Source organism: bacterium, assembly GCA_013360215.1.
Taxonomy (GTDB): Bacteria; CLD3; CLD3; order SB21; family SB21; genus JABWCP01.
Genome location: JABWCP010000003.1, coordinates 147,433 through 168,986 on the forward strand (window position 1 = coordinate 147,433; position 21,554 = coordinate 168,986).

Genomic DNA, 21,554 nt, shown 5'->3' on the forward strand with positions numbered 1-21,554 from the left:
AATGTGGAACGCAACAAAACGTCAATGAGATAAATTTACTTATTCAGGCGGCCTTAGTAGTTCTCGCAATTAAAGTCGCTCGTCCTAAGTTTAAGTGTCGATCCTCTGATGGGAGTGAATACTGCACGTTACAAGTTAATCTACCTTAAATCAGCTTGTCAACTTCGGGAATCGAAGGCGTTTTTCGCAGGTGTTTTTCGTAATTTATTAGATCGCTTCATTCCGATGTTAAATGTTTTTTGAAGATTCGTTTTTAACTGTGATAAGTATGATTGTAAAACCATCAATCTTCCTTCTTGATGCAATCTTGAGCGAATATCAGCCGGTGCTTCTCCTAATCGTTTTTTAAATGCGTCTCTAAGCGTATGAGGGTTGGCATAACCGCTCTGACGGCATATCTCATACATATTTAAGGATTCATCATGAAGCAATGATAAGGCCCTCTCCAGTCGTTTGTTTTCGATCATATCGTACGGGCACATGCTGTATTGCCGCCATGCCAGATCACGCAGATAAGTTGTTGATATGCCCAGATGATCGGCCAATTGCTGAACCGAAAACTCAGGTTTTGTAAATTCTTTGTTTATAGTATCGTGAATGCCCGTTATTTTCTTTTTCATTTTTATGTCCCTCTTAATACGAAAAATTAACTCCTGAATTTTTTGATATAATCGTCAAAATTCCAATTCTTGAGTTTGCTTACCACCGCATCAACACCGTTCTTAAACAATTTTTTTTTATCTTCATCGGAGACATCGAAATCCGTCGTGCCTATTTTTAGCCCGTTGCCGACTTCGTTGCTAATGCGAATGATCCGTTCCTGAGCATGAGGATTCTCTTTGATATACGATTTATCACCGTATTCTGAAGCGGTTCCGAATACAGCGATACTAAACTTGAAGAGGTTACTAAACGAATTCGGCTTTCTGGGCGTACCCAATTTTTCATCGATCAATAGCCCGAAAGTCGGGCACTGGGGTTTTTTATAATCACCCGAATTAGAATTACGGCCCGAATCAAATATTGCCAACGGAAAATTGGATACGACGCCTCCATCCACGAAGACAATATCCTCATTGTCTTTGAGATTGCTCTGTCCCGTAAACTGAGACAGTAGGAACGGTTCGAAAAAAAAAGGGATAGACATGGATGCACGAACGAGATCACCGACCAGAATTCGATCGTCATTAATTACATAAGCCGGCAAATCCTTTGGAAAAATACTTTTATCTTCATAGGAAACGTCGGATACGACTAACTGAAAATCGGTAACAAGGGGAGAATTGTTGATGAGAATTTTTTGATTTTGAAATTGGGTATGCTTCAGCTCGGCTACGGTAAATGGTTTGTCGTTGTTCAATTGCATGAGGGCATCATTAATGAACTTCCTGAATTCATCGCCGGGGTTTATACCATAACGGTTCCATATATCTAAGGCATTTCTAAGTCCGCTAATAATCCGTTTTAGTAATCCGGAATTTTTATTTCCAAAATCTTTTACAAGAGTCTGCGCGTCGTTACCCCCATCTACAAAATCGAAAAAATTTTTATTGGCTAGAATATTGAGTTGATGAAATGATTTTTCCGATCGCGGATCGTTTCCGACAGCAAGAAAGGACGCGTTGATGGCTCCGGCGGACGTTCCGGCAACTTTTCTGAATCTTAACCCGAGTTGCTCTAAAGCAAAAATCGCACCGACGGTGGCAATTCCTTTGACGCCGCCGCCCTCCATGACCAAATCAATAAATCCTATATCCCTATTATTGGTATCTTTGGTAATGAGTTTGGTGATATTCCTGAGTTCAAAATTTTGTTTTAAATTAGATATGACAGAGATGATTTCTTCAGAAACAAATTCTTCAGGCCTTAAATTTCCCACAATGCTTACCCCCCTTAAGTTTAATCATTGAATGAGAGAGAAGGAACTACTTATCAAAAACTCATTTCTCCTTCTCCAGTTTCCACCACGCCGACTTGCATACCGAGCGTATGGGAGGAAAAACCTGGCCATATTTAAGTACGGCATACATCTCATCATCAGCGGGTTTTGAGTCGGTAGCATGATCGGCATAGGATTCAAAAATATAAACCCCGGCGCGCGTACAAACCATGCCAGTGATAAACCGCGTGCGCTGCGTTTCACATGCCGCTTTGTTTGTCGGCTCCGATGCGGGAGAAGGAAATTGTTTCATTTTACCCTAACGCTATGATTGAAAGTTTTGTACACTTTTTGGAATCATGCTATGATGTCTCATAGACCCCAGCACGGAGGCCCGGTACGGCAATAAGAAGTGGGAGGGGTTTTCTTTCATTGAGTACCGGCCTCGGCTGATTTTGACATTAACCATGTCCTAAACTAAGAGACCCAATTATCATATTTGTTTCAATTTAATACCCGGAGCACCATTGGAAATGCATCGGGTTTCTATATTTTTTTTTCCAACTGCCACCCCATTCAAATCCATGCGATTGAAATACACGAACGATGTCGGAATTCATATCGCCTCTTGTCCCCGGCGCATTTGTATGCGGATTGAGATCAATAGCTATACCCCAGCAGTGCGTGGAAAGATGCGTTTGATTGTTTTTATTACGGTACACATAACAGCCACCATACGACTGAATATGCCGATGCAAATTTTTTTCGTATATGACCTGGAATACCTTAGTAAAAGTTGAAATTAGTTTTTTGTGACAGTATATTTTGCCCACTTTTATATCCGAATAACTTGAGAACGGAATGGTAAATGGAATATCCGCAAATCCCATCTGTCCCTCTTCCCAGCTACGTTTGATCGAACCGTCTTGATTGACATAATTAAAAATATCACCGAACGTCAGCATGATCTCATCCAATTCATAAGGCGGGTTTATCGGCGGCGGCACTGACGGGTAGATATCATCCAGACGAAGCGGAATCCTAAACAGCGTTTTTTCTTGTTTATCCGTTATCATTGAGTTCATTGCCTTGGTTCCGTATGATCATATTGTAATAAGACAGCTTTTTTTAAAAAAAAACATAAACTGATTTTCAAATCTGCGATTTGTTCTCAAAACCATTAAAATCAAATCTTTAAAAGACATTCTATTCTAAAGACTCACGTTTTTTAATCATCGGAACGCCATTCATGTTGTTTTCAGGCACAAGATTTAAAGATTTATCGGACTCCGAATTGATCGAAGCCTATCGAAAATCTATGAACGATCGGTATCTTAACGAACTATTTAGTCGTTATGCGTATCTCGTTTTATTTGTTTGTAATAAATATTTCAGTAATGCCGAGGACTCCAGAGACGCTACGATGGAAGTTTTGGAGAAACTGGCGCAGGGGATCGTCAAGTCTGATGTGAAGAATTTTAAGTCGTGGTTGTATGTGGTTACAAAAAATTTCTGCCTCAATAAACTTCAAAAATCTAAAGGCTTAGACTTTCAGTTTGTCCCCATTGATGGTGATGAAACAAATTATTTTATGTATTTTTCTGAGATAGACAGTCTTATTGATGAAGACGATGATCATAGTTTGAAAATGAAGCAGGCTTTAAAAGAAGCCATAGAGGCCTTGGATCCTCATCAGAGGGAATGTTTGGTGCTCTTCTACTATGAGAAAAAAAGCTATAATGAAATCATGGAAATTAAAAATTGGGATAAAGACCAGGTCCGTAGTTATTTGCAGAACGGACGAAGAAACATTAAGATCTATCTAAAGAAAAGCGGGCTGTATGTCGAAAATATCGAAAACTGAATCAGAATCCGGGGGCTTAAAATTGACACGTAGTCACCAGAATTGCCTGACGGAAGAAATGATCGTCAACTATCTGTTTCGCTCCATATCGGACGAAGAACGGCATCGCATCGAAGAACATATTACCGACTGCGATCTGTGCTATGACGCCGTAAGCGGTGCGCGCCGATTGGGCTCCGAAATGGAATTGACGAAGCAGACCATGATACTGCGATCGGATATAGAAGCACGTTATGGCCGGACCCATAGATCCAATAAACCCGCTAAGTTCAAATATTATGCCGCGGCGGCTTTACTATTGATTTCATCCAGCAGCATCGGTTATTGGCTCACACGCCATTCCCACGAAACGATTGCCGACGCGTTTATCACACCATACTCCAATACCATACCTTTGACCCGTGGCGCCGACGCGCAAAGTTTACTGGAAGAGGCCATGGCCGCTTATGAAGCAGAAACGTACGACGCCAGCGCTCAGAAACTTGAGGATTTCCTCAAAACCAATCCGGATCACAGCGTGGCCCACTTTTATTGCGGCATAAGCCTGCTCTTGGAAGGTCAATTTGAAGAATCCGACTTGCACTTTCAAAAATCGGAGAAATCGGAAGACCGGCGCATCGCAGAAGCAGCGCGTTGGTACCGGGCTTTGGCCTATGTGAAAATGGAAAAAACAGATGAGGCAATGAACCTGCTAAAAGAAGTCGCCCAACGTAACGGATTTTACGCTCCGTCGGCGGCTTCCCTCATGGAACGCCTCCAAAAAGAATGAGAATTTTAAGAGTATATATTCTCGCATCCGCCGTTTTATTGGGAACCCTCTTTGCTCAGGAGGAAGCTGAAGAAAACCTCCGGGATACACTGAGGTTACGCGATCTGCCATGGGCGGAAAAAGAATTACAAAGCATTGCTTCCGTCGTAAAAAGTGAACTCTACCTGCGCGGCGATGCGACCGAGGCCGCTTTCAAAAAAAATGCCGGACGCTTTGGCATTATCCATCTCGCCCAACACGTAATCCTTGATGATAAAGAACCTCTCTATTCCAAATTTATCTTTTCTGATTCCCCCGGATCGGGGGAAGACGGGTATCTCCACCTTTACGAATTATACAATCTTCGGCTACGCGCCAATATGGTCGTACTGAGTGCATGCCAAACAGGCATCGGAAAAAATATCAAAGGCGAAGGTATGATGAGCCTCGCGCGAGGTTTTACCTACAGCGGCTGCCCCAGTGTCGTGATGAGCTTATGGTCTATTGATGATAAAGCGACTTCCGTAATCATCACTGATTTTTATCGTAAGCTCGCGCAAGGCAAACCCAAAGATGTCGCCCTGCGCGATGCTAAACTAAATATGATCCAAAGCGGTGACCCCGTTTTATCCAATCCTTATTATTGGTCCGGGCTGGTCGTCATAGGAAGTACGGAATCACTAGAAATTCCTCCTCCCGAAAATTTTATATCGTACCGGATTTACGCCACCGCGGTGATCGTTTCGATCCTTGTGCTTTTGATTCTCATCGGTATAAAAAGAATGAAATCCGTTTCGCATTAATTTCCGCCACCGCCGCCGGGAAGCGGATCGATCGGCGTATCTTGCGGTAAAATTTCATCGGTATCACCATCGTATGTTTTTTTGTCGCCGGTCGTTGATTCCGAATTCTTTCCTGTACTGCTGCTGACCACTCCTTCAGGCCCACCGCAAGCCGATACAGCCAACGTTAATAAAATAACGTACAGCACGATTGCCAATTTAGTTTTTTTCATGACTCTCTCCTTAGGGGTTATTAGTTATGTACCAAATATAACCAATAAGACAATCATTCCTGAGAAAGTGCATAAACTTTTACGGGCGGGGCAATCTCGGGCAAGCAAAAAAAACGTGTCACTTGAACGTGGTGGACGTGAAGCCGGCTAAATCATTGAGTCCATCTCTTGAGACCGAAGACGGCTGGAATAATAATGAAGCGGAATACGCATAACTAATGTGGTATTTTTTGATGAGATAGTTGAGTGTAGCATAGTCTTCTTGATTATCGGGTAACCGAGGCAGTAACGCTTCAAACGGAATACCCGAGAGAATACCGTCCGGCACGACAATCAGTTTTACGGCGCTTGTTTTTTCGAATGGTTTAAATACAACATTATACAAATAATGCGCTGAAGTCGAATACAATGCCATGTTCATCGTTTGAATCCCCGTAGTCAACGCATGCACGACTCCAATCAGCGATGAATCAACCGGCGCCGCGGCCCATGCGCATCCCGATCGGGTTACGCAAAACGCATACAGATGCCGATTCCCTATAAAGTACTCCAATAAGACCGTCGAGTCCGGTATCAATTTTTGAACGGCTTCAAGTGGCATGATAAGCGGTTTATATTTGAGAGAATATAATTGCGGAAAAGTTTGCTCCACATGCTTGAGATAGGCTTCATATTCCGAGGTCAATTGGAATAACTGGTCCTGAATATATCTGAATTTGGGGCTGCCATAACCGCCCGAGTTTTGTTCAGAAAAAAGTTTTTTATTATACACACCGATCCGGTTGCGTAATTGTTCTTCGTATTCCAGCAATGAATCGGGAATGCCGACAAATCGTTTGGCGTGCTGACGACTCACAACTTCGGACAAGACAGCCGCTTTGCTTGTTTCAGAATAAATAAAGGCCTCGTTGAGGTATTTTTTTTCAGAAGTTATCTTATAAAGATCCGTTGCTGTTTGAATGGCTTTTTCGAAAAGCCCTATAGAACGCTGACCTATTAAGATTTTAGAATCCTCGGATACATATTCCCGCCGCGTTCGATCTAGCCACTCTACGGCCATGGCATACGACGCAAACGACGCCTTGAGGTGTTGAAGGTTCTGCGTTTTATACTCATAATACTCCTGCAAAATATCGCCTTTCAATTCTAACGCTAACATGAGTTTGACCGCATCGCGCGTTCGGTACATAAATCCCGATGCCGAATCGGCGATCAAAAGCGCGTCGATCGCTTTTTGAATGTTTCTCAAAGCCGCAGGATAGTCTTTTACAATCCGGTGCGCACCGGCCATATTGGAATAACAAAGGGAAACTTCTAAATGTTTGCTCCCATAATATTCTAAATTAATAGACAATGCCTGTTCGTAATAGGTCAGACTTTTTTTGACATCACCCATTTTCAAATACGTCATACCGATATGACTATATTCATGCGCTCTGCGAAAACCTTTGGCACCGGGTCTGTTATTCCAAATAGTAAGCGCGTTATTAAAGTAAAAAAGCGCGCTATCATACATGTTTTTTTCCAGAAATAATTCGCCGATTTCGTCGGACACTCTCGCGATCACCGGATGCTTCAGCCCGTAATTTTTTTTCCAATTATTTAAAGCATAACGATAGTAGGACAATGCCGTATCCATTTGACCGACTTCTTTGAAGGCAAAACCTAAATTATAGTAATTGTTCCCAACCGTCGGGTGCCCCAGGCCATATTTCCTTTCGTTGACCGATAACGCCTGATTGTACAATTTGAACGCCTGGTTCATCTCACCTTTTCGCAAATAGGCGGTTCCCATCAACGTATAATTTTCCGATAACGTGACATGGTCGCTTCCAAAAAGCGTTTTTCTTATTTGCAATGATCGGTTTATATGCTCCAACGCTTTTTCGTGATTTCCCTGCGCTTGGTAAACGCTGGCCATATTATTATTTAATACGGCGACGGGGCTGCTGTTTTCCCCGATGGTTCTCATAAAAACGCCGAGCGCCTGATCATAATATTGCAACGCCAACGTAAAATAACCGCTGTTATAGTTGACAAGCCCCAGGTTATTGTAACTCCATCCGATATCAATATGATCGCCGGGAAGTGTTTTTTTTCGTATCCATAAGGCTTTGTTGAAATTGTTTTTGGCTTTTTCGTCATCGCCTTGATCCATGTACCACAGACCCATTTTATTGATTGCCATCGCCGTTGATACATCGGTTTCCCCCAAATACCGAATACTCCGATCTATGTTGGCCGTGAGAATGGAGAAAGCCGTATCGTATCGGCCAAGGCGGCGAAAGTTATCGCCGATGTAATTCATACCATCAATATAAAATCGCCACACGCTGTCGCGTTGATAGATACCGGTCGCACGCTCAAAAAAAATCAGGGAACTATCGTACCTGCTTTTTTCTGTCAAAGAAACGCCCTCTTCGAACCACAATCTTGCTTGTGTGGTATCCGATAATAAGGGTTCCTTTGATCGTAAAAAATTTTGCTCTCGCCGCATATCAACATAAAAATAACCCGCCAAAACGGCTACGCCTGCTGCCAATACCAAAAGAAGTTTACGCGAAATGGTAATTTTCATATATCCGATGGATTGGATAAAATAGCGGTTAAACCTGTGGAAAAAATATAGGTGTGATTCTATATATAGAAAACGGGTTAAGCAATATTTCTTTTCGTATGAAAAGAACCGTTTGAATGCTTTTAGGGCCTCCGCAGCGATTATACAGATAGTATTTACAGTTTACACTGTCGTTTCTCTTTTAAACCAGCGACCGACGGTTTTGGTAATGCCCTCTACCCAAGAATACGTCGTCGGAACGATCACGAGCGTAAGAAAAGTAGAAACCGTCAGACCGAAAATGACCGCCACACCGAGCGGACGCCAGAAATCGCTGCTCTCCGCGCCGATGATGAAATGCCATTCGCGCCAATCAAAATCAATACCTGTTGCCAAAGGTAAAATACCGAGTATCGTTGTGGCCGCCGTGAGCAAAACAGGTCGGAGCCGTGTTCGACCGGCTTCGGCAAGTGCCTCGTCCAGCGTCATACCGCTGCCGCGTAAATGTTTGGTAAAATCCAGCAGCACAATGGCGTTTTTTACCACGATACCGGCAAGCGAAATCACACCGATCCCCGTCATGATCACGCCGAACGGCGTCCCGGTCAGTAACAAACCAAGAAACACACCGATCAATGAAAGCGGCACCGATACCATGATCACCATCGGAACCTTCACGCTGTTAAACTCGGACACAAGCACCAAAAAAATCAGAAGAATCGTTATCACCAGCGTTTTTGCTAAAAACGCCATCGCTTTATCCATTTCTTTATTTTCACCGGTGTATTCGATCCGATACCCGTTGGGCAATTTAAATGTTTTCAATTTTTCACGCACGTCATGAAGCACATCATTAGCTAAGCGATTTTGTACATCGCCGGAAATCGTGATCACCCGTCGCAGATCTTTGCGGCGTACGTTGGATAAACCGTTGCTGTGCACGACTGTAGCGATCGAAGCCAGCGGCACGGACATGAGCACGCCGCGGTTATTCATAAACGTGATATTGAGATTTTCAATTTCCGAGGGCGACTGGCGCTGATCTTCACGCAAACGAACGGTGATTTTGTATTCGTCCTCGCCGACACGAAATTTGGAGGCCTCCGTACCGTTGATCGCTGTACGCACGGCCATCGCGATTTGCCCGGTGCTCATCTCCAGCAACGCCGCCTTTTCACGATCAACGATCACCTGGATCTCCGGTTTACCGGCGTCATAATCATCTTTCAAATCCACCAGCCCGGGAATGGAACGAATTTCAGACTGTATTTTTTCAGATAACTGCGCCAGCATACGAAAATCATCACCGGATAAATCAATGCTCACCGGCGCACCCACCGGCGGTCCGTTTTCCTGACCTTTCACTTTGATCTCCGCGCCGGCGATTCCTTTGGCATGCTCACGCATGGACTCCATCGTCTCAAACGTGTTTTTTTCACGTTTCATTTTTTCATAAAAATTAATGGAAATCTGCGATTTATTGGGCGTGCCCTGTCCTCCAAAATCAAACGGATCTTCTGACGTACCGACATTGGCAACCACAAACTCCATATCCTTCACACCTTCGACATGCTTCAATCGCTCTTCGACCATCGCTGTCACCGCATTGGTCATTTCCAAGGGCGTGCCCGACGGCATAGCAATATTGACTGAGACCTGATTGGGTTGCGTTTCGGGAAAAAATTCGACGCCTTTGTTAAACATCACAAATAGAAACGTCATTGCAAACAGCAATACCCCGGACAGCACTACGGTCATGGTTTTATGGCGCAGTGTCAGTTTCAGTGTCTTAACATATTTTTCCTGCGCTCTCGGAAAAAAATGCGTATCCACATAGTGGTAGAGACGACTAAAAGGATTGTAGTGCGTCCACCAATGCTTTTGCTGCATCGAAGACTTGAGCGCGGTCATTTCTTTATGATAATCTATGAACTGCGCACCCTGCGTCGGGCTGATGACATACGCGGTGAAAATGGAAGCCCCCATCATGATGATGAGCGTCAAAGGCAGATAATACATAAAGTCACCGATTACACCCGGCCAAAAAAGCATCGGAAGAAAACCGGAGATCGTCGTAAACGTCGAAGTAGCCAGGGGAATCGACACTTCCCGGGTCGCATCCTTGGCGGCCTGAATCGGATTTTTACCGTATTCATGCTGATGACGATATATATTTTCGATGACGACGATGGCATCATCCACCAGAATACCCAAGACCAACACCAGTGCAAACAAAACAACAAAATTGAGCGTCACGCCCATAAAGCTGAGAATAACAAATCCGATGAGCATCGAAATCGGTATTGACGTGCTGATCAGAAATGAATTTTTCATCCCAAAAAACATGAAGAGCACCAGCACGACCAGCACCATCCCCGTCACTACGGAGTTTTCTAATTCCTTCACGGAACGTTTGATATCTATCGAAGCATCATTGGTGATACGTACATGCAGGCCGGGCGGGAAATTGGCTTTTTCATCGGACAATATCGTTTTCACTTCATCGGCTATCTGGATAAGATTTTCACCTGCGCGTTTTTTGACGCTTAACGTAAGCACAGGTGATCCGTTCAGACGACTATAGGTTGATCGGTCTTCAAACAAATATTCGACAGTAGCCACATCGCGCACATAGATCGGGGAACCGTGCCTCATTTTTATAATCAGATCTTCGATCGGTTTGGGCGCAGCAAATTCGCCCGGAATGCGCACGCTGTACTCCGTCGTTCCGTTATTGATCGCCCCGCCGGGCGTCGTAAGATTTTCACTGCGAATGGCATTGATCACATCGTCAAAACTAACACTGTACCCCCTGAGGCGATTGATATCGCAGTTGACTTGCACCTCCGGTTCCAGACTGCCCGTAATGTCCGAACTCAGCACTCCCGGCACCGCTTCGATTTTGTCTTGCAAATCCTCGGCGATTCGCTTCATACGCGCCAATCCGAGATCGCCGCCGAGCGTGACAAACATGATCGGAAATTCGCTGAAATTGATTTCGCTGATGATCGGTTCCAGAATATCCGACGGCAGCTTGGGTTTGGTCTGATTGACTTTGTCGCGCACACGACGCAAGGCTTCGTCTATGTCTATCCCGGTTTCAAATTCGACACGTATCGTTGACAGCCCTTCTTTGGAAGACGACGTGATTTCTTTGACGTCCTTCAGCGATTTGAGTTCTTTCTCCATCGGCTGGGTGACGAGTCCTTCCATATCCGCCGGGCTTACGCCGACGTAAGGAACGGAAACGATCACAAGAGGAATGGATATATCCGGTGCGGCTTCCCGCGGAAGACTGCTGTATGACATCGTACCCAGAATCACGATGATCATCATAAGGATATACACCGTGACTTTATTATCGACTGCAAAATCCCAAATTCTCATGGGAAAATTCCTTGAAGCTAAGTTTCGTTATGGCTGAATGCGCACGGCCTGTTGCGGTGTCAGATTTTGATAGCCGACCGTAATCACTTCATCACCTTCCTGCAAACCGGAGAGGATATGAACAAAATCGCGGCTCATACCGCCGATTCGCACCGCACGCTCTTCGGCAATACCGTCTTTGTGGACATACACGACGAGCCGGCCGGCATCCACCTGTTGTACGAAGTCACGCTGAATGAGAATGGCCTTTTCGATCGCGGCCAATTTCATCGCTATGGAAGCGATCATCTGCGGTTTGAGTTTTCCGCCGGGATTCGTGAGAAAAAGTTCGACCGGAATCGTCCGGTTATCCGGATTGACGGCCGCGCCGACAAATCCGATTTTGCCGCGAAACGTTTCCCCCAGAAACGCATCCACCGTAAATTCCACGACGAGATTGGGTTGTACGTCACGCGCATACCGCTCAGGTACACCGACCATGACTTTGAGATTGGTCATGTCAATGATCTGGGCAATCGGCATGCCCGGCGCCGCCATTTCTCCCGCATCGGCAAATTGTTCATTGAGCACACCATTAACCGGGCTGGTAACGGTAGTTTTGTCGAGACGTTGTTTTGCCAGATCAGCTTGTGCTTTGGCCGCGTCGCGCTGAAATTCGAGGTTCTTAAGTTGCAGTTCAGATATCGCTTGCTCTGCAAACGCGCTTTTCTGTTTTTGATAATTGACCTCGGCCATCTGGTAAGCCGCTTGCGCTGCATCGTAGGCGGAACGGTAAGCGGCATCGTCAATCTGTGCGATCGCCTGCCCGCGCTGAACCGTAGCGCCCTTGGTGGCAAGCCACCGCAGGATACGTCCGCCTTCTTCCGCCGGTACGATAATATTATCTACGGATTCTACAGTTCCCGTAAGGCGAATCGTCTCGGCAAAGGGTTTGGCGATAATTTTTTCTGTCTTTATATAGACGATCGCTTCCGGTTCTTTTTTTGTGTCGCCCGGACCGGCATTGGATGAACCGCAGCCCGTCACCCATAGGTAACCCGGTAAAAGCAGAAGGTTTAATCTTTGATGTATCTTCATAACAGCTCCGTCGCTGGTAAAATTAATTTTGCGGTTGATGATAACTGATCATTTCCTCAAGATCCACGCAGGTCACAAGATAGTCGTAAATGGCGTGAATACGGTTTAGGCGTGCCTGCAATAAAGCCACATCAGCATCGTTGACTTCGAGTTGTGTACCCGATCCGGTGGCATAACGCGTAGTAGCGATCTTGTAGCTTTTTTCAGCCAGCTCCACCGTACGGTTTTGGCTGGCCATACGTTTACGCGCTTCATCCAAACGCAGACGGATGCTTTGCATTTGACTGCGAATGTTTTCGCGCGTGTAGCGCAGTTGCTGTTCGGCTTTGCGTTCATCCGCGCGGGATTGGGCTAATCGCGCCGTTGTCTGAAAACCATTGAACAGATTGAGGCTCAGCGTGAGGCCGACTTGCGATGTACTGATAAAATCTTTTCCTCCAAAGTCCATCGTATTTTTCTGCGCCTGCCATTGATATGTACCAAACGCCGCAAGGGTGGGCATGTATTCGGCCAGCCTTATAGATGAAACAGCGGAATTAAGATCTTGTTGCAATCGCAGTGCTTCCAATCCGGCATTTTGTGTCACCGCACGTTGTTCGTCCAGCCAACTGCTATCAAGCGGTACAGCCGTCAGTTCACCACGGATGTGCAGGGGATCCGCGGCATCCATCCCGAGCTGAACTTTCAGAGCGTTGGTGACAACCAGCGCTTGTTGTTCCGCTGAAATCACCGACGGGCGCAGGTTTTCTACTTGCACTTCGGCACGGATCATATCGTAGTCGGATACAATACCTTGTTTATTGAGAATGCGGACGTTGTTAAAATTATTTTCGGCATTGGTCAGGCTGGCTTTGGTGGTTTCATACACCTGCCTCGCCAACAGTACCTGATAAAAAACTTTTTTAACCGAGGCCACCATACGATTGTATTCCGAACGATATAATGCCCGCGACGTCCGCTGATATACTTTGGCCGTGCCGACGCCCGTAAATACGGCAAAATTAAACAACGCCTGCGTTGCGGTAAATCCGGTTTCGATAGAGTGGTTGGAACCAATCTCGATCGGTGTCACTTTGCCACTGGCCGGATTTTCAAAATCCGGCAGAAAAAAAACCGGTTTTTTGAGAGCACGGGTATAGCGTGTGTCCAGAGTTATGCTGGGCATGGCATACCCGTATGCTTCGCGCACCTGCTGATCCGCTTTGCGCATATCCCAGCGCGCAACGGCAAGTAATGCGTTGTTTTTTTCGGCGATACGAATCGCTTCGTCCAGCGTCAACAGCGAATCCTGCGCCGCCAGCCATCCTCCGGTACATATACATAATAACAACCAACATCGTCGCATAACATGCTCCCTTGTCTTACGTCATGACGTGCGTCGAATGCCCGCCATAAGCATATCTATAGATTCTTTCCATTGTTTTTCGATATCCAGCGCAGGATTAAAATGCCATTGCACCATCAGCCCGTCAAAAAGCGCATCCATCATACGCGCAAACGATTCCGGCGTAATATCAGTTTTGAAAAAACCACGTTCAATCGCTGTTTGAATAAATACGATGGCTTTTTTTCTACCTTCCTGCATAGCTTTACGCAGTTCTTGATATACAGCGTCGTTTTCCATAGAGCGAGACCAAAGATAAAAGATCAAACGATAGTGATGTTGTAGCTGCAGTTCTCGAATAACATACGTCGGATATTTGTAGATCAACTCTTCGAGCGGACATTCTAGCGAAAGTTTGTACAACACATTTTCGCCGAGTTTGATCCAGTTTTTGATCAGTTCCAATATTAATTCGTCTTTACTCTTAAAATACCAGTATACCGCACCCTTGCTCAAGCCTGCTTCGCGGGCGATCTCATCCATCGTTACCGTATCAAATCCGCGCTTGGAAAAACAAGCGTGTGCCGCCGATAGAATTTTATTTTTTTTAATGTCTTCCGACTGATTGGTTTCTAAAACACTATACATTTTTTAAAATCTTATATTTAATAAATCAAACATACCGTCCGGTCGGTTTTTTAATTTAATTAAATAAATTTCTGTTTCAAGCATCATTTTAAAATGCTTTTCACGGTATCTAATTCATTGATCTGAAGCAAATAAAAGACTGTTTAACCTTGAAGAGGGTATTGCAAAGACACGAGTTACTCATAATAATTTTCTAAAGGTGTTAGGAGTGCCGCCCATATGAATCAAGTGCATATCGAAGCGAAGAAACTTCTAAAACAAAAAACCTCCGTTTTTTGCGGAGGTTTTATAACATCACATTGTACAAAAGACTACTGTCCGCCGCCTTGCATGATGATGGTCGCCCTGGCTTTGGCGGCTGTATCAAATGCGCCAAAATAGGCACGCAGTTCGTATTCGCCTTCACCCAAGGTTACACTGTTTATTTCCACAACACCGTCTTTTTCTATCGCATACACATATTCACCGCGTTCGGTATCTTTTTTCCCTTTAGGTACGACCGTAATCCAAACGGACGGACTGCCGGGAAAATTACCATACTCCACCGGAATGATCTGCCCAATGAGATAGTGTGAATTTTCAGTACGTACGTACGGGCCGGTCGGTTTTTTCACTTCGGCTTTTGCCGCCAAAACAAAAATACTGTTATTTAGTACGACTTCCGCTCCGCCCCAACCGATATTGCAGGCATTCGCCCAAAGTTTGCCACAGTGTTCGCCGTCCTTATACGCATGTTTGGCGATATACAATGGCTCTTTTTTTGCCGCATCATTATAGCCGCCCAAAATAGCATTGGCAGGTAACGTACCTTTGTACGCGACCCAGGTGACCGCATTGGCCGGTGCGGTTAGGATTTCAAAATCTTTATCATAGGAATATTCTTTACCGCCCCATCCTATATTACAATACCCGCCGGCAATCACTTTCCCGGGATGCATGCCGCCTTCAAATGCTACACGCCCGACATACATCGGTTGACCGTTTTCGTAACCGCCGACGACCGCATTTTCCGGAATCACACCGGTAAAAGGAATCCATTTCGTCAAAGATTCGGCCGATGGTGTCGTACCGGTTACGGTCTTTTTAACAGCATTCGAACCTCCTTTGGCTCCCTGCGCATAGCCATTCACAGCAACGTGCAGCCACATGAATAACGCGGCGCAAACAAGCAAAGATGAAAATCTGATGAATCGCATGTACGAATACTCCTTAGTAAGTAAAAAAATGGTAGAACAGTAAAACGGATGATCTCGTTTATGGTCGAAAGCGGAATGAATGGTAGAACCGATTACACGCATGTAAGATAGCGATGCCGTTAGTCAAAGTAAACAATCAATATGAGATATACATTCCGGTGTCATATCACGTCAGGGCAATGCTTATCTTTTTTTTCAATCACTAGCACACTCTCTCAATCTGGTATGATCTACCTCCTCTCCGTTGCGCACGCAACGTGCTGACTTTTGTGCAACAAATCAAAAGTATCGCCGTAAACCTCTATTCGACTAACCGCCTTTCAAAGCCCATAAGGCACTTATACGGCATCATGATCTAGCGATGAAAAAAACACTGTTTTTTCTCGACGGAGATTTTTTATCACGCCGCGTGACAAGACGTATTGTTACGTTTATCGAATTTCTCTCGTAAACACATAGGTTCGTTTGTTTATTACCACCAATGAAAGGATGATGAGATGAAGTCCAGCAAGCTACTACCGTTAGTTATGGCGTTTATAATGATTACTTTTTCTGTTTCGTACGGTCAAACCTGGCAACCCGCCGGAGGCGGAAGTAAAAAAGCCAGCGTATCGGAATTGATCGGACTTACTAATGTCACGGTCGAATACTACCGTCCGGCAGTCAACGGACGAGAGGGTAAAATTTGGGGAAACATAGTCCATTATGGTTTTGCGGATCTGGGATTTGGCACGACGAAAGCTGCACCGTGGAGAGCCGGGGCCAACGACAATACCACTATCGAATTTACGACACCCGTTTTTATTGAGGGCAAACCATTGCCGGCCGGAAAGTACGGTTTTTTTATTGCCATGGGTGAAACAAAAGCTACATTAATTTTCTCGAAATATAATACCGCATGGGGAAGTTTTTATTATGACCCGAAAGACGATGCGCTACGCGTGGATGTGCCCGTCATAAAAACCGCCGAAAGCGTAGAGCGTTTGAAATACGAATTCAGCGATCAAACGGATGACAGCGCGGTTCTTTCACTATTGTGGGAAAAAGTAAAAATCCCTTTTAAAGTATCCATTGATGCCAAAAAAGAACAAATCGAAGTTTTTCGTAAAGCGTTCAATTCGGCAAAATTTTATGTGTACTGGCAAAATATGCATGCCGCGGCCAATTATTGCCTTGTCAATAACATCAATCTTGAGGAAGGTATGGGATGGTCTGAGCGATCTATTAATGATTTTTTCGGCGAGGCCAACTTTTCAACCTTATCCACGTACGCGGGATTTCTTGAAAAATTTAATCGTAAGAAGGAAGCGGATTCGGTAATGCAAAAAGCATTTCCCTTGGGCACCGCACTTCAAATATATTCCTACGCACGCAGTCTCACGAAAATGAAAGAAAATCAAAAAGCTTATGAGGTTTTCAAAATCGGTTACGATAAGTATCCGAATGATCCGAATATTATCTTAGGAATGGCCAGAGGCAATGCAGCGATCGGCAATATCAAGGAAGCGCTTAATTTTTGTGAAAAAGCACTGACCTTTTTTACCGACCCCTCTTCCACCGGTATTATCAAAAAAATGATGGAAGACCTCAAGGCCGGCAAAGATATCAATAAATAGTCATCATTGAAGTGCAATACAAAGAAACCGAGCACAGAGAATAGCGAGATTCAAAAAAACGGGTATGTGAAAACTGAATTTTAATGAGGCGTTTATTTTTTACAATAATCACTCAAATTCAATAACCATTTTTTCTACGATCACATAACGATCGGATTCTAATTTGATCATACCCGGTTTTTTTACCGTTACGTTGCGCGTAGAGCGTTGCGGATTGTAGGTGTATTCGCACAACGGCTGAAGGTAGCGATCATGAAACGTGATCGCCTGCGTCATGTTTTCACTGCCGGTCCAGATAGTTACCGTGCCGGTTTGTTTGTCGGCATTCAGCTCCACTTTGAATAACGAATCAAAACCCGGCGACACTTTGAGGTCTTTTTTGCGAATAAATCCATCGGTGGTTGATGCCGTCACATAAAAAACTTCCTTGTCTGAAACGACCGGTTCGACCGGCGTCGGTGCGACAACCATAGAACGCAAAAATTCGAGTTCGGTTTTGAGCGCTTTAATCTGCGTTTCAAAAGATTTTATTTTTGTCGTGTCATCTGAACCCGCGCCTTTTTTAGCGGCTCGCTCTTCCTGAATATGCTCCAATGCACGCACACGCTCTTTGAGTTTACGAAGCGAACGGGACATCCCGGCTATCAATAATCCGCCTCCTAAGGCCATCAGCACGAGCACAAAAGCCGTTGCGTACAACATGATTTCAACGATCGTCATGATTTATTCCTTTATAGTTCGCACATCGGTCGTGCATTCTATGATTTTACAATGGATAATCCGGAACTGATGGAAACCTTAAAACAAGCTTAGCCTACTTATTCTTTTACGAACGTCGCGCGCATTTTTTAAAGCACTTTGGACAAATTGTAAAACGCATGCACGAGCGGATAAAAAAACAAAGTTTCTTTTACAGGGTGATTCTCCATGGTACCGTCTAATAATACCTGATGACTTATTCCGTCGCTGATAAGGTGTATAATATCTTTTTGCAGTTCGGTGCGGCACATGGCCAAATCGGCTTCTATGCCGAAATATTCGTGAAAAGATATTTGCTCGTTCAAATCAAAAAATAGATTTATGAAATCTTTGATATTATCCTGGACATCTTTTTTGACTCCGTCGGATACGGCGTCGTACGTGAGACCTTTGGCATCATTTTTCTTTTTTCCGCCAAGGTGGATCATAGCGTCGATCGGCTGCTCGTTTTCTTTTTGACGCACGATACCGCCGATGCAGGTGGCTTGTTTAGGCTCTTTGGAAACGACAAGGCGCATCTCTTTGGCTCCGTTGCCATAGACGGCCTCCGCTAAAATACGGGTAAACGCCGTAAGATTTTTTAACGCCGGATCGCGATCAATAAAGCCCAAAACGCGACTGCCGTTACCGCTGAAACAGATATAATGCGGCGCTTGCAGTTTTTTGGTGCGCATACACTGCAACGCGTGATATACCGTGGCGGCATAGTAAGCGAGAAAAATAATCTTAAATTTCTGATCCTTGCCCAAACGTTCGCTGATCTGCGTAAGATGCTCATGTTTAAAAAACACCTGCATCACGTCCTCCGAACGCTTCCGTTCGTTGGCGAGATACTGTTCACAAATATCCCGCAGCTGATTCCATTCTTTATTGTTAGGCGGAGCGTTGCGAAAAACCGCTTGATACGCTTCACGGAAAATACCATTGTCTTTATTATTGACCCGCGAGGCCAGCACATTGCCTTCGCTCCATAACACGTTACAGCCAAAATTAAACGACGAACCGAATTTGGGTTGACGTTTTTCGAATACCACGATATCCGTCGAACCGCCGCCGATATCCACGCACAGTACATTGCTGTCCCCGACGACCGCGGTCGTCGCTTTGTGATAATAATACGGTGCTTGCGACTCCGTCATTTCTATTACGGCTTGTTCGGAAATGCCCAGCACTTTTTGAGCTAATTGCGTCCAATCGCTTTTGAGCAATCCGATCGCATGCGCGCTCATACTCAGCGGGTGAAACCAGATGAGTTTGGTTTTGGCCGGATCGCCCTGATTGAGAACGACTTTGTGGCGAATCAGAAGTAAAATTTCTTCAAAAAACGCACGGATCCGTTCCGTGGTTTTTTCGTCGAGATTGATTTTCCATTTGATATTGGTGTGTACGATTTCGTCGTCAAACTCCACATGCCGCTCGTGGTTAAACGCCATATTGATATTACCGAGCGTAAACGTCTCTTCGCGTACAAATCCGGGCGATTCGCTCGTCGCCGTACGAATCGGAAACTGGATCGGAGAACCGGCAGCACCGATAAACGTCGGCACAAAATCGTTTTCCTGATATACCGAGGATTGCGGCAATACGGTGCGATCGTTGTAGCGGCGATATAAATCGGTCACCGCATCACGATTGGAAATTTTTTCAGGTCCGTACAAATTGACCACCGGCATATCTTCTTTGGTAAAATCAAAAGGTTTCGGAGCGCCCGTGGCATCTGCATACGCGATGTGCGTAGACGTTGTACCAAAATCCACGGCAAACGTATATGCCCGCGTTCCCGGCTCGACGTAACGCCACATCGGCACGATCCATCCTACGGCTTTTTGCGGACCTTTGAGTTCGCAGCGGATATAATCAAATTGAGCGCCCGTAATCTGATAATAGACGCCGCCGTCAAACACTTTTTTATCATGGCGTACAATCTTCTTCACGGGCGATTGTTTGCTTTTACTTTCCGACAGCGGCTCCATGCGGCTGTCAAAAAAAGTCAAATCCGGAAAATCTTTTCGGTTTCGCTGCCCGTCCACCATCATAACATTGTACCGCTCGACGGATTCCGCTTCCTGTTTCACACGATAAAAAGGAAAAACCGCTACGTCAAATTTCCACTCCACGATACGTCCTGTGTCCGTGCCTTCGATCGGATCGGGCACATACCGGCGTTTCAGTTCCACGCGTTTGCCCGAACGGGTCGGTATCTGCAACCGCACGGTCACGGCATCTCCGTCAACCGTAAACGAAATTTGTTTCCTAAGGTCTTCCGGCGAAAAATAGTTATAATAAAATAATTTTACCGGAAGCATATACGATTCGTCTTCATCGCTGTGCGTGAGCGTCAAAAACGAAGGATGCGCTTTGTACGGTAACTTGATCAGCGAATTTTCCAATAAATCCGAAGCCAACAAATACGGATATGGTATCTGCGTACCGGGCAACGTTCGACTTTCCAAAGGATTCGGATCCGTCACCGGTACTTGGCGTCGCACCTCTTCATTCCAGTCCGCATCGACGTAGGTCACACCCGGATCGGTAAATTGTTTGGACAATACTATCGGTATCAAACCGTCTGCGGGTTTGGTCACATCCATCAGAAAGCCGCTGCGCTCGGATATCCGGTTAGTCAAATCCCGCGCACATCGCCATCCGATCTGATGCAAGTAAAGTTTCAGATTTTTGGGCTCGGTGTATTCGGAACGAAAATCATGTTCGGAAAAACCGTTGGCATAAATCGCATCCACGGCGATGCGCAGTTCGCGATCTTTGATCCATGGTCGGTTTTTATCCACATAGTCGTGAACCGAACGGTAGATACCTGAAAATTCACGATGCCCCGCTATCAGACGGTGTACGAACATCTGAAAATCACGATCCCTTTCGTGCAGCGCCAACGTTGTTTCAAAATAGCGTGTGCCGTTGGTGCGGCGAATATCAATCGTTTTGAGCGTAGCATGATGCGGCACGGTAAAAAACATAGTCAACGGCGATGTCGCCGCAAAAACACGATGGTTGTAAGCGATCAGATAAAACCGGTCGAAGCTGCCAAAATTAGCGGAATCGCGATCCTGTTCGATAAACAGTTTGAGTGTTTCACCCAAAATGCGATGACCATCGGAACGCGATGTGATGAGTCCGTCAATCTGATGATTAAAAACCCATTCTTTGACTTCCAGTTTACCGCCCACCCCGCCGATATTATTCGCATGAAAGAGCAGCTCCATAACATCAAACGTATAGGAGATGAGCCGATGATAGAGTGAATTCCCGCTCATTTCGCCACGCCCGTTGACGGAGCGAAATGCGTAATCGAATAAATGCATCTGCGCAAACGGAGAAGGAATAGATGCAATGGGACGCTCGACTTTGTCGCTCTGATTGTCTTCGATAGAATTAATCATATTGGGATGAAACACGGTCGTATCCGTCCAGTGATCCTGCGCCACACTGCGTGCCGGTTTCAGATTGAGAAGATATCCCATGCGAG

Annotated in this window: 17 protein-coding genes; 4 read left to right on the plus strand and 13 right to left on the minus strand. The window is 45.2% G+C overall.

What is annotated here, in order from left to right:
• Positions 1–158: 158 nt before the first annotated feature.
• The 4 genes from HUU58_03220 to HUU58_03235 all read right to left on the minus strand — a co-directional run bounded on the left by HUU58_03220 (position 159) and on the right by HUU58_03235 (position 2,964).
• On the minus strand, positions 159–620 hold the full coding sequence (locus HUU58_03220) for a helix-turn-helix transcriptional regulator (GenBank protein NUN44666.1): 462 nt from the start codon (positions 618–620) through the stop codon (positions 159–161).
• A 26-nt stretch (positions 621–646) separates the two neighbouring features.
• Positions 647–1,879, minus strand: coding sequence for a patatin-like phospholipase family protein (locus HUU58_03225; protein NUN44667.1), 1,233 nt, complete (start codon positions 1,877–1,879; stop codon positions 647–649).
• A gap of 61 nt (positions 1,880–1,940) precedes the next feature.
• The gene (locus HUU58_03230; protein ID NUN44668.1) at positions 1,941–2,192 is read right to left on the minus strand and encodes a hypothetical protein; all 252 of its coding nucleotides are present in this window, start codon (positions 2,190–2,192) and stop codon (positions 1,941–1,943) included.
• A gap of 196 nt (positions 2,193–2,388) precedes the next feature.
• Entirely contained in the window at positions 2,389–2,964 is a 576-nt protein-coding gene (locus HUU58_03235) for a M15 family metallopeptidase (protein ID NUN44669.1), read from the minus strand.
• 164 nt (positions 2,965–3,128) lie between these two features.
• Here HUU58_03235 and HUU58_03240 point away from each other — a divergent pair, with 164 nt between their 5' ends.
• The 3 genes from HUU58_03240 to HUU58_03250 are packed head-to-tail and all read left to right on the plus strand — an operon-like array spanning position 3,129 to position 5,294.
• Entirely contained in the window at positions 3,129–3,743 is a 615-nt protein-coding gene (locus tag HUU58_03240; GenBank protein NUN44670.1) for a sigma-70 family RNA polymerase sigma factor, read from the plus strand.
• Entirely contained in the window at positions 3,721–4,512 is a 792-nt protein-coding gene (locus HUU58_03245) for a hypothetical protein (protein NUN44671.1), read from the plus strand. Before HUU58_03240 ends, HUU58_03245 begins: the two co-directional genes overlap by 23 nt.
• A complete protein-coding gene (locus HUU58_03250) occupies positions 4,509–5,294 on the plus strand; it encodes a CHAT domain-containing protein (GenBank protein NUN44672.1) in 786 nt (261 codons plus the stop codon). The genes HUU58_03245 and HUU58_03250 overlap by 4 nt, the downstream gene beginning before the upstream one ends.
• Here the strand turns inward: HUU58_03250 and HUU58_03255 are convergent.
• The 7 genes from HUU58_03255 to HUU58_03285 all read right to left on the minus strand — a co-directional run bounded on the left by HUU58_03255 (position 5,291) and on the right by HUU58_03285 (position 15,695).
• Positions 5,291–5,506, minus strand: coding sequence for a hypothetical protein (locus HUU58_03255; protein NUN44673.1), 216 nt, complete (start codon positions 5,504–5,506; stop codon positions 5,291–5,293). The two genes, HUU58_03250 and HUU58_03255, sit on opposite strands and share 4 nt — an antisense overlap.
• Before the next feature lie 118 nt (positions 5,507–5,624).
• Positions 5,625–8,084, minus strand: coding sequence for a tetratricopeptide repeat protein (locus HUU58_03260; GenBank protein NUN44674.1), 2,460 nt, complete (start codon positions 8,082–8,084; stop codon positions 5,625–5,627).
• Positions 8,085–8,246: 162 nt separating this feature from the next.
• Positions 8,247–11,450 (minus strand): efflux RND transporter permease subunit, encoded by a 3,204-nt coding sequence (locus tag HUU58_03265; GenBank protein ID NUN44675.1) that lies wholly within the window; start codon positions 11,448–11,450, stop codon positions 8,247–8,249.
• 27 nt (positions 11,451–11,477) lie between these two features.
• Positions 11,478–12,527: an efflux RND transporter periplasmic adaptor subunit gene (locus tag HUU58_03270; protein ID NUN44676.1), complete on the minus strand. Its 1,050-nt coding sequence runs from the start codon at positions 12,525–12,527 to the stop codon at positions 11,478–11,480.
• Positions 12,528–12,549: 22 nt separating this feature from the next.
• The gene (locus HUU58_03275) at positions 12,550–13,872 is read right to left on the minus strand and encodes a TolC family protein (protein ID NUN44677.1); all 1,323 of its coding nucleotides are present in this window, start codon (positions 13,870–13,872) and stop codon (positions 12,550–12,552) included.
• 21 nt (positions 13,873–13,893) lie between these two features.
• Positions 13,894–14,499 carry a TetR/AcrR family transcriptional regulator gene (locus tag HUU58_03280; GenBank protein NUN44678.1) on the minus strand — a complete coding sequence of 202 codons (606 nt, stop codon included), beginning with the start codon at positions 14,497–14,499 and terminating at the stop codon, positions 13,894–13,896.
• Between the two features lie 311 nt (positions 14,500–14,810).
• On the minus strand, positions 14,811–15,695 hold the full coding sequence (locus HUU58_03285) for a DUF3421 domain-containing protein (protein ID NUN44679.1): 885 nt from the start codon (positions 15,693–15,695) through the stop codon (positions 14,811–14,813).
• Between the two features lie 497 nt (positions 15,696–16,192).
• Between HUU58_03285 and HUU58_03290 the strand changes: the two genes are divergently transcribed.
• Positions 16,193–17,311, plus strand: a complete 1,119-nt coding sequence (locus tag HUU58_03290) for a DUF2911 domain-containing protein (protein NUN44680.1) — start codon at positions 16,193–16,195, stop codon at positions 17,309–17,311.
• A gap of 108 nt (positions 17,312–17,419) precedes the next feature.
• Here the strand turns inward: HUU58_03290 and HUU58_03295 are convergent, their stop codons facing one another.
• Together HUU58_03295 and HUU58_03300 are read right to left on the minus strand one after the other, a co-directional pair.
• A complete protein-coding gene (locus tag HUU58_03295; protein ID NUN44681.1) occupies positions 17,420–18,031 on the minus strand; it encodes a hypothetical protein in 612 nt (203 codons plus the stop codon).
• A 128-nt stretch (positions 18,032–18,159) separates the two neighbouring features.
• Positions 18,160–21,549 (minus strand): hypothetical protein, encoded by a 3,390-nt coding sequence (locus HUU58_03300; protein ID NUN44682.1) that lies wholly within the window; start codon positions 21,547–21,549, stop codon positions 18,160–18,162.
• Positions 21,550–21,554: the final 5 nt, after the last annotated feature.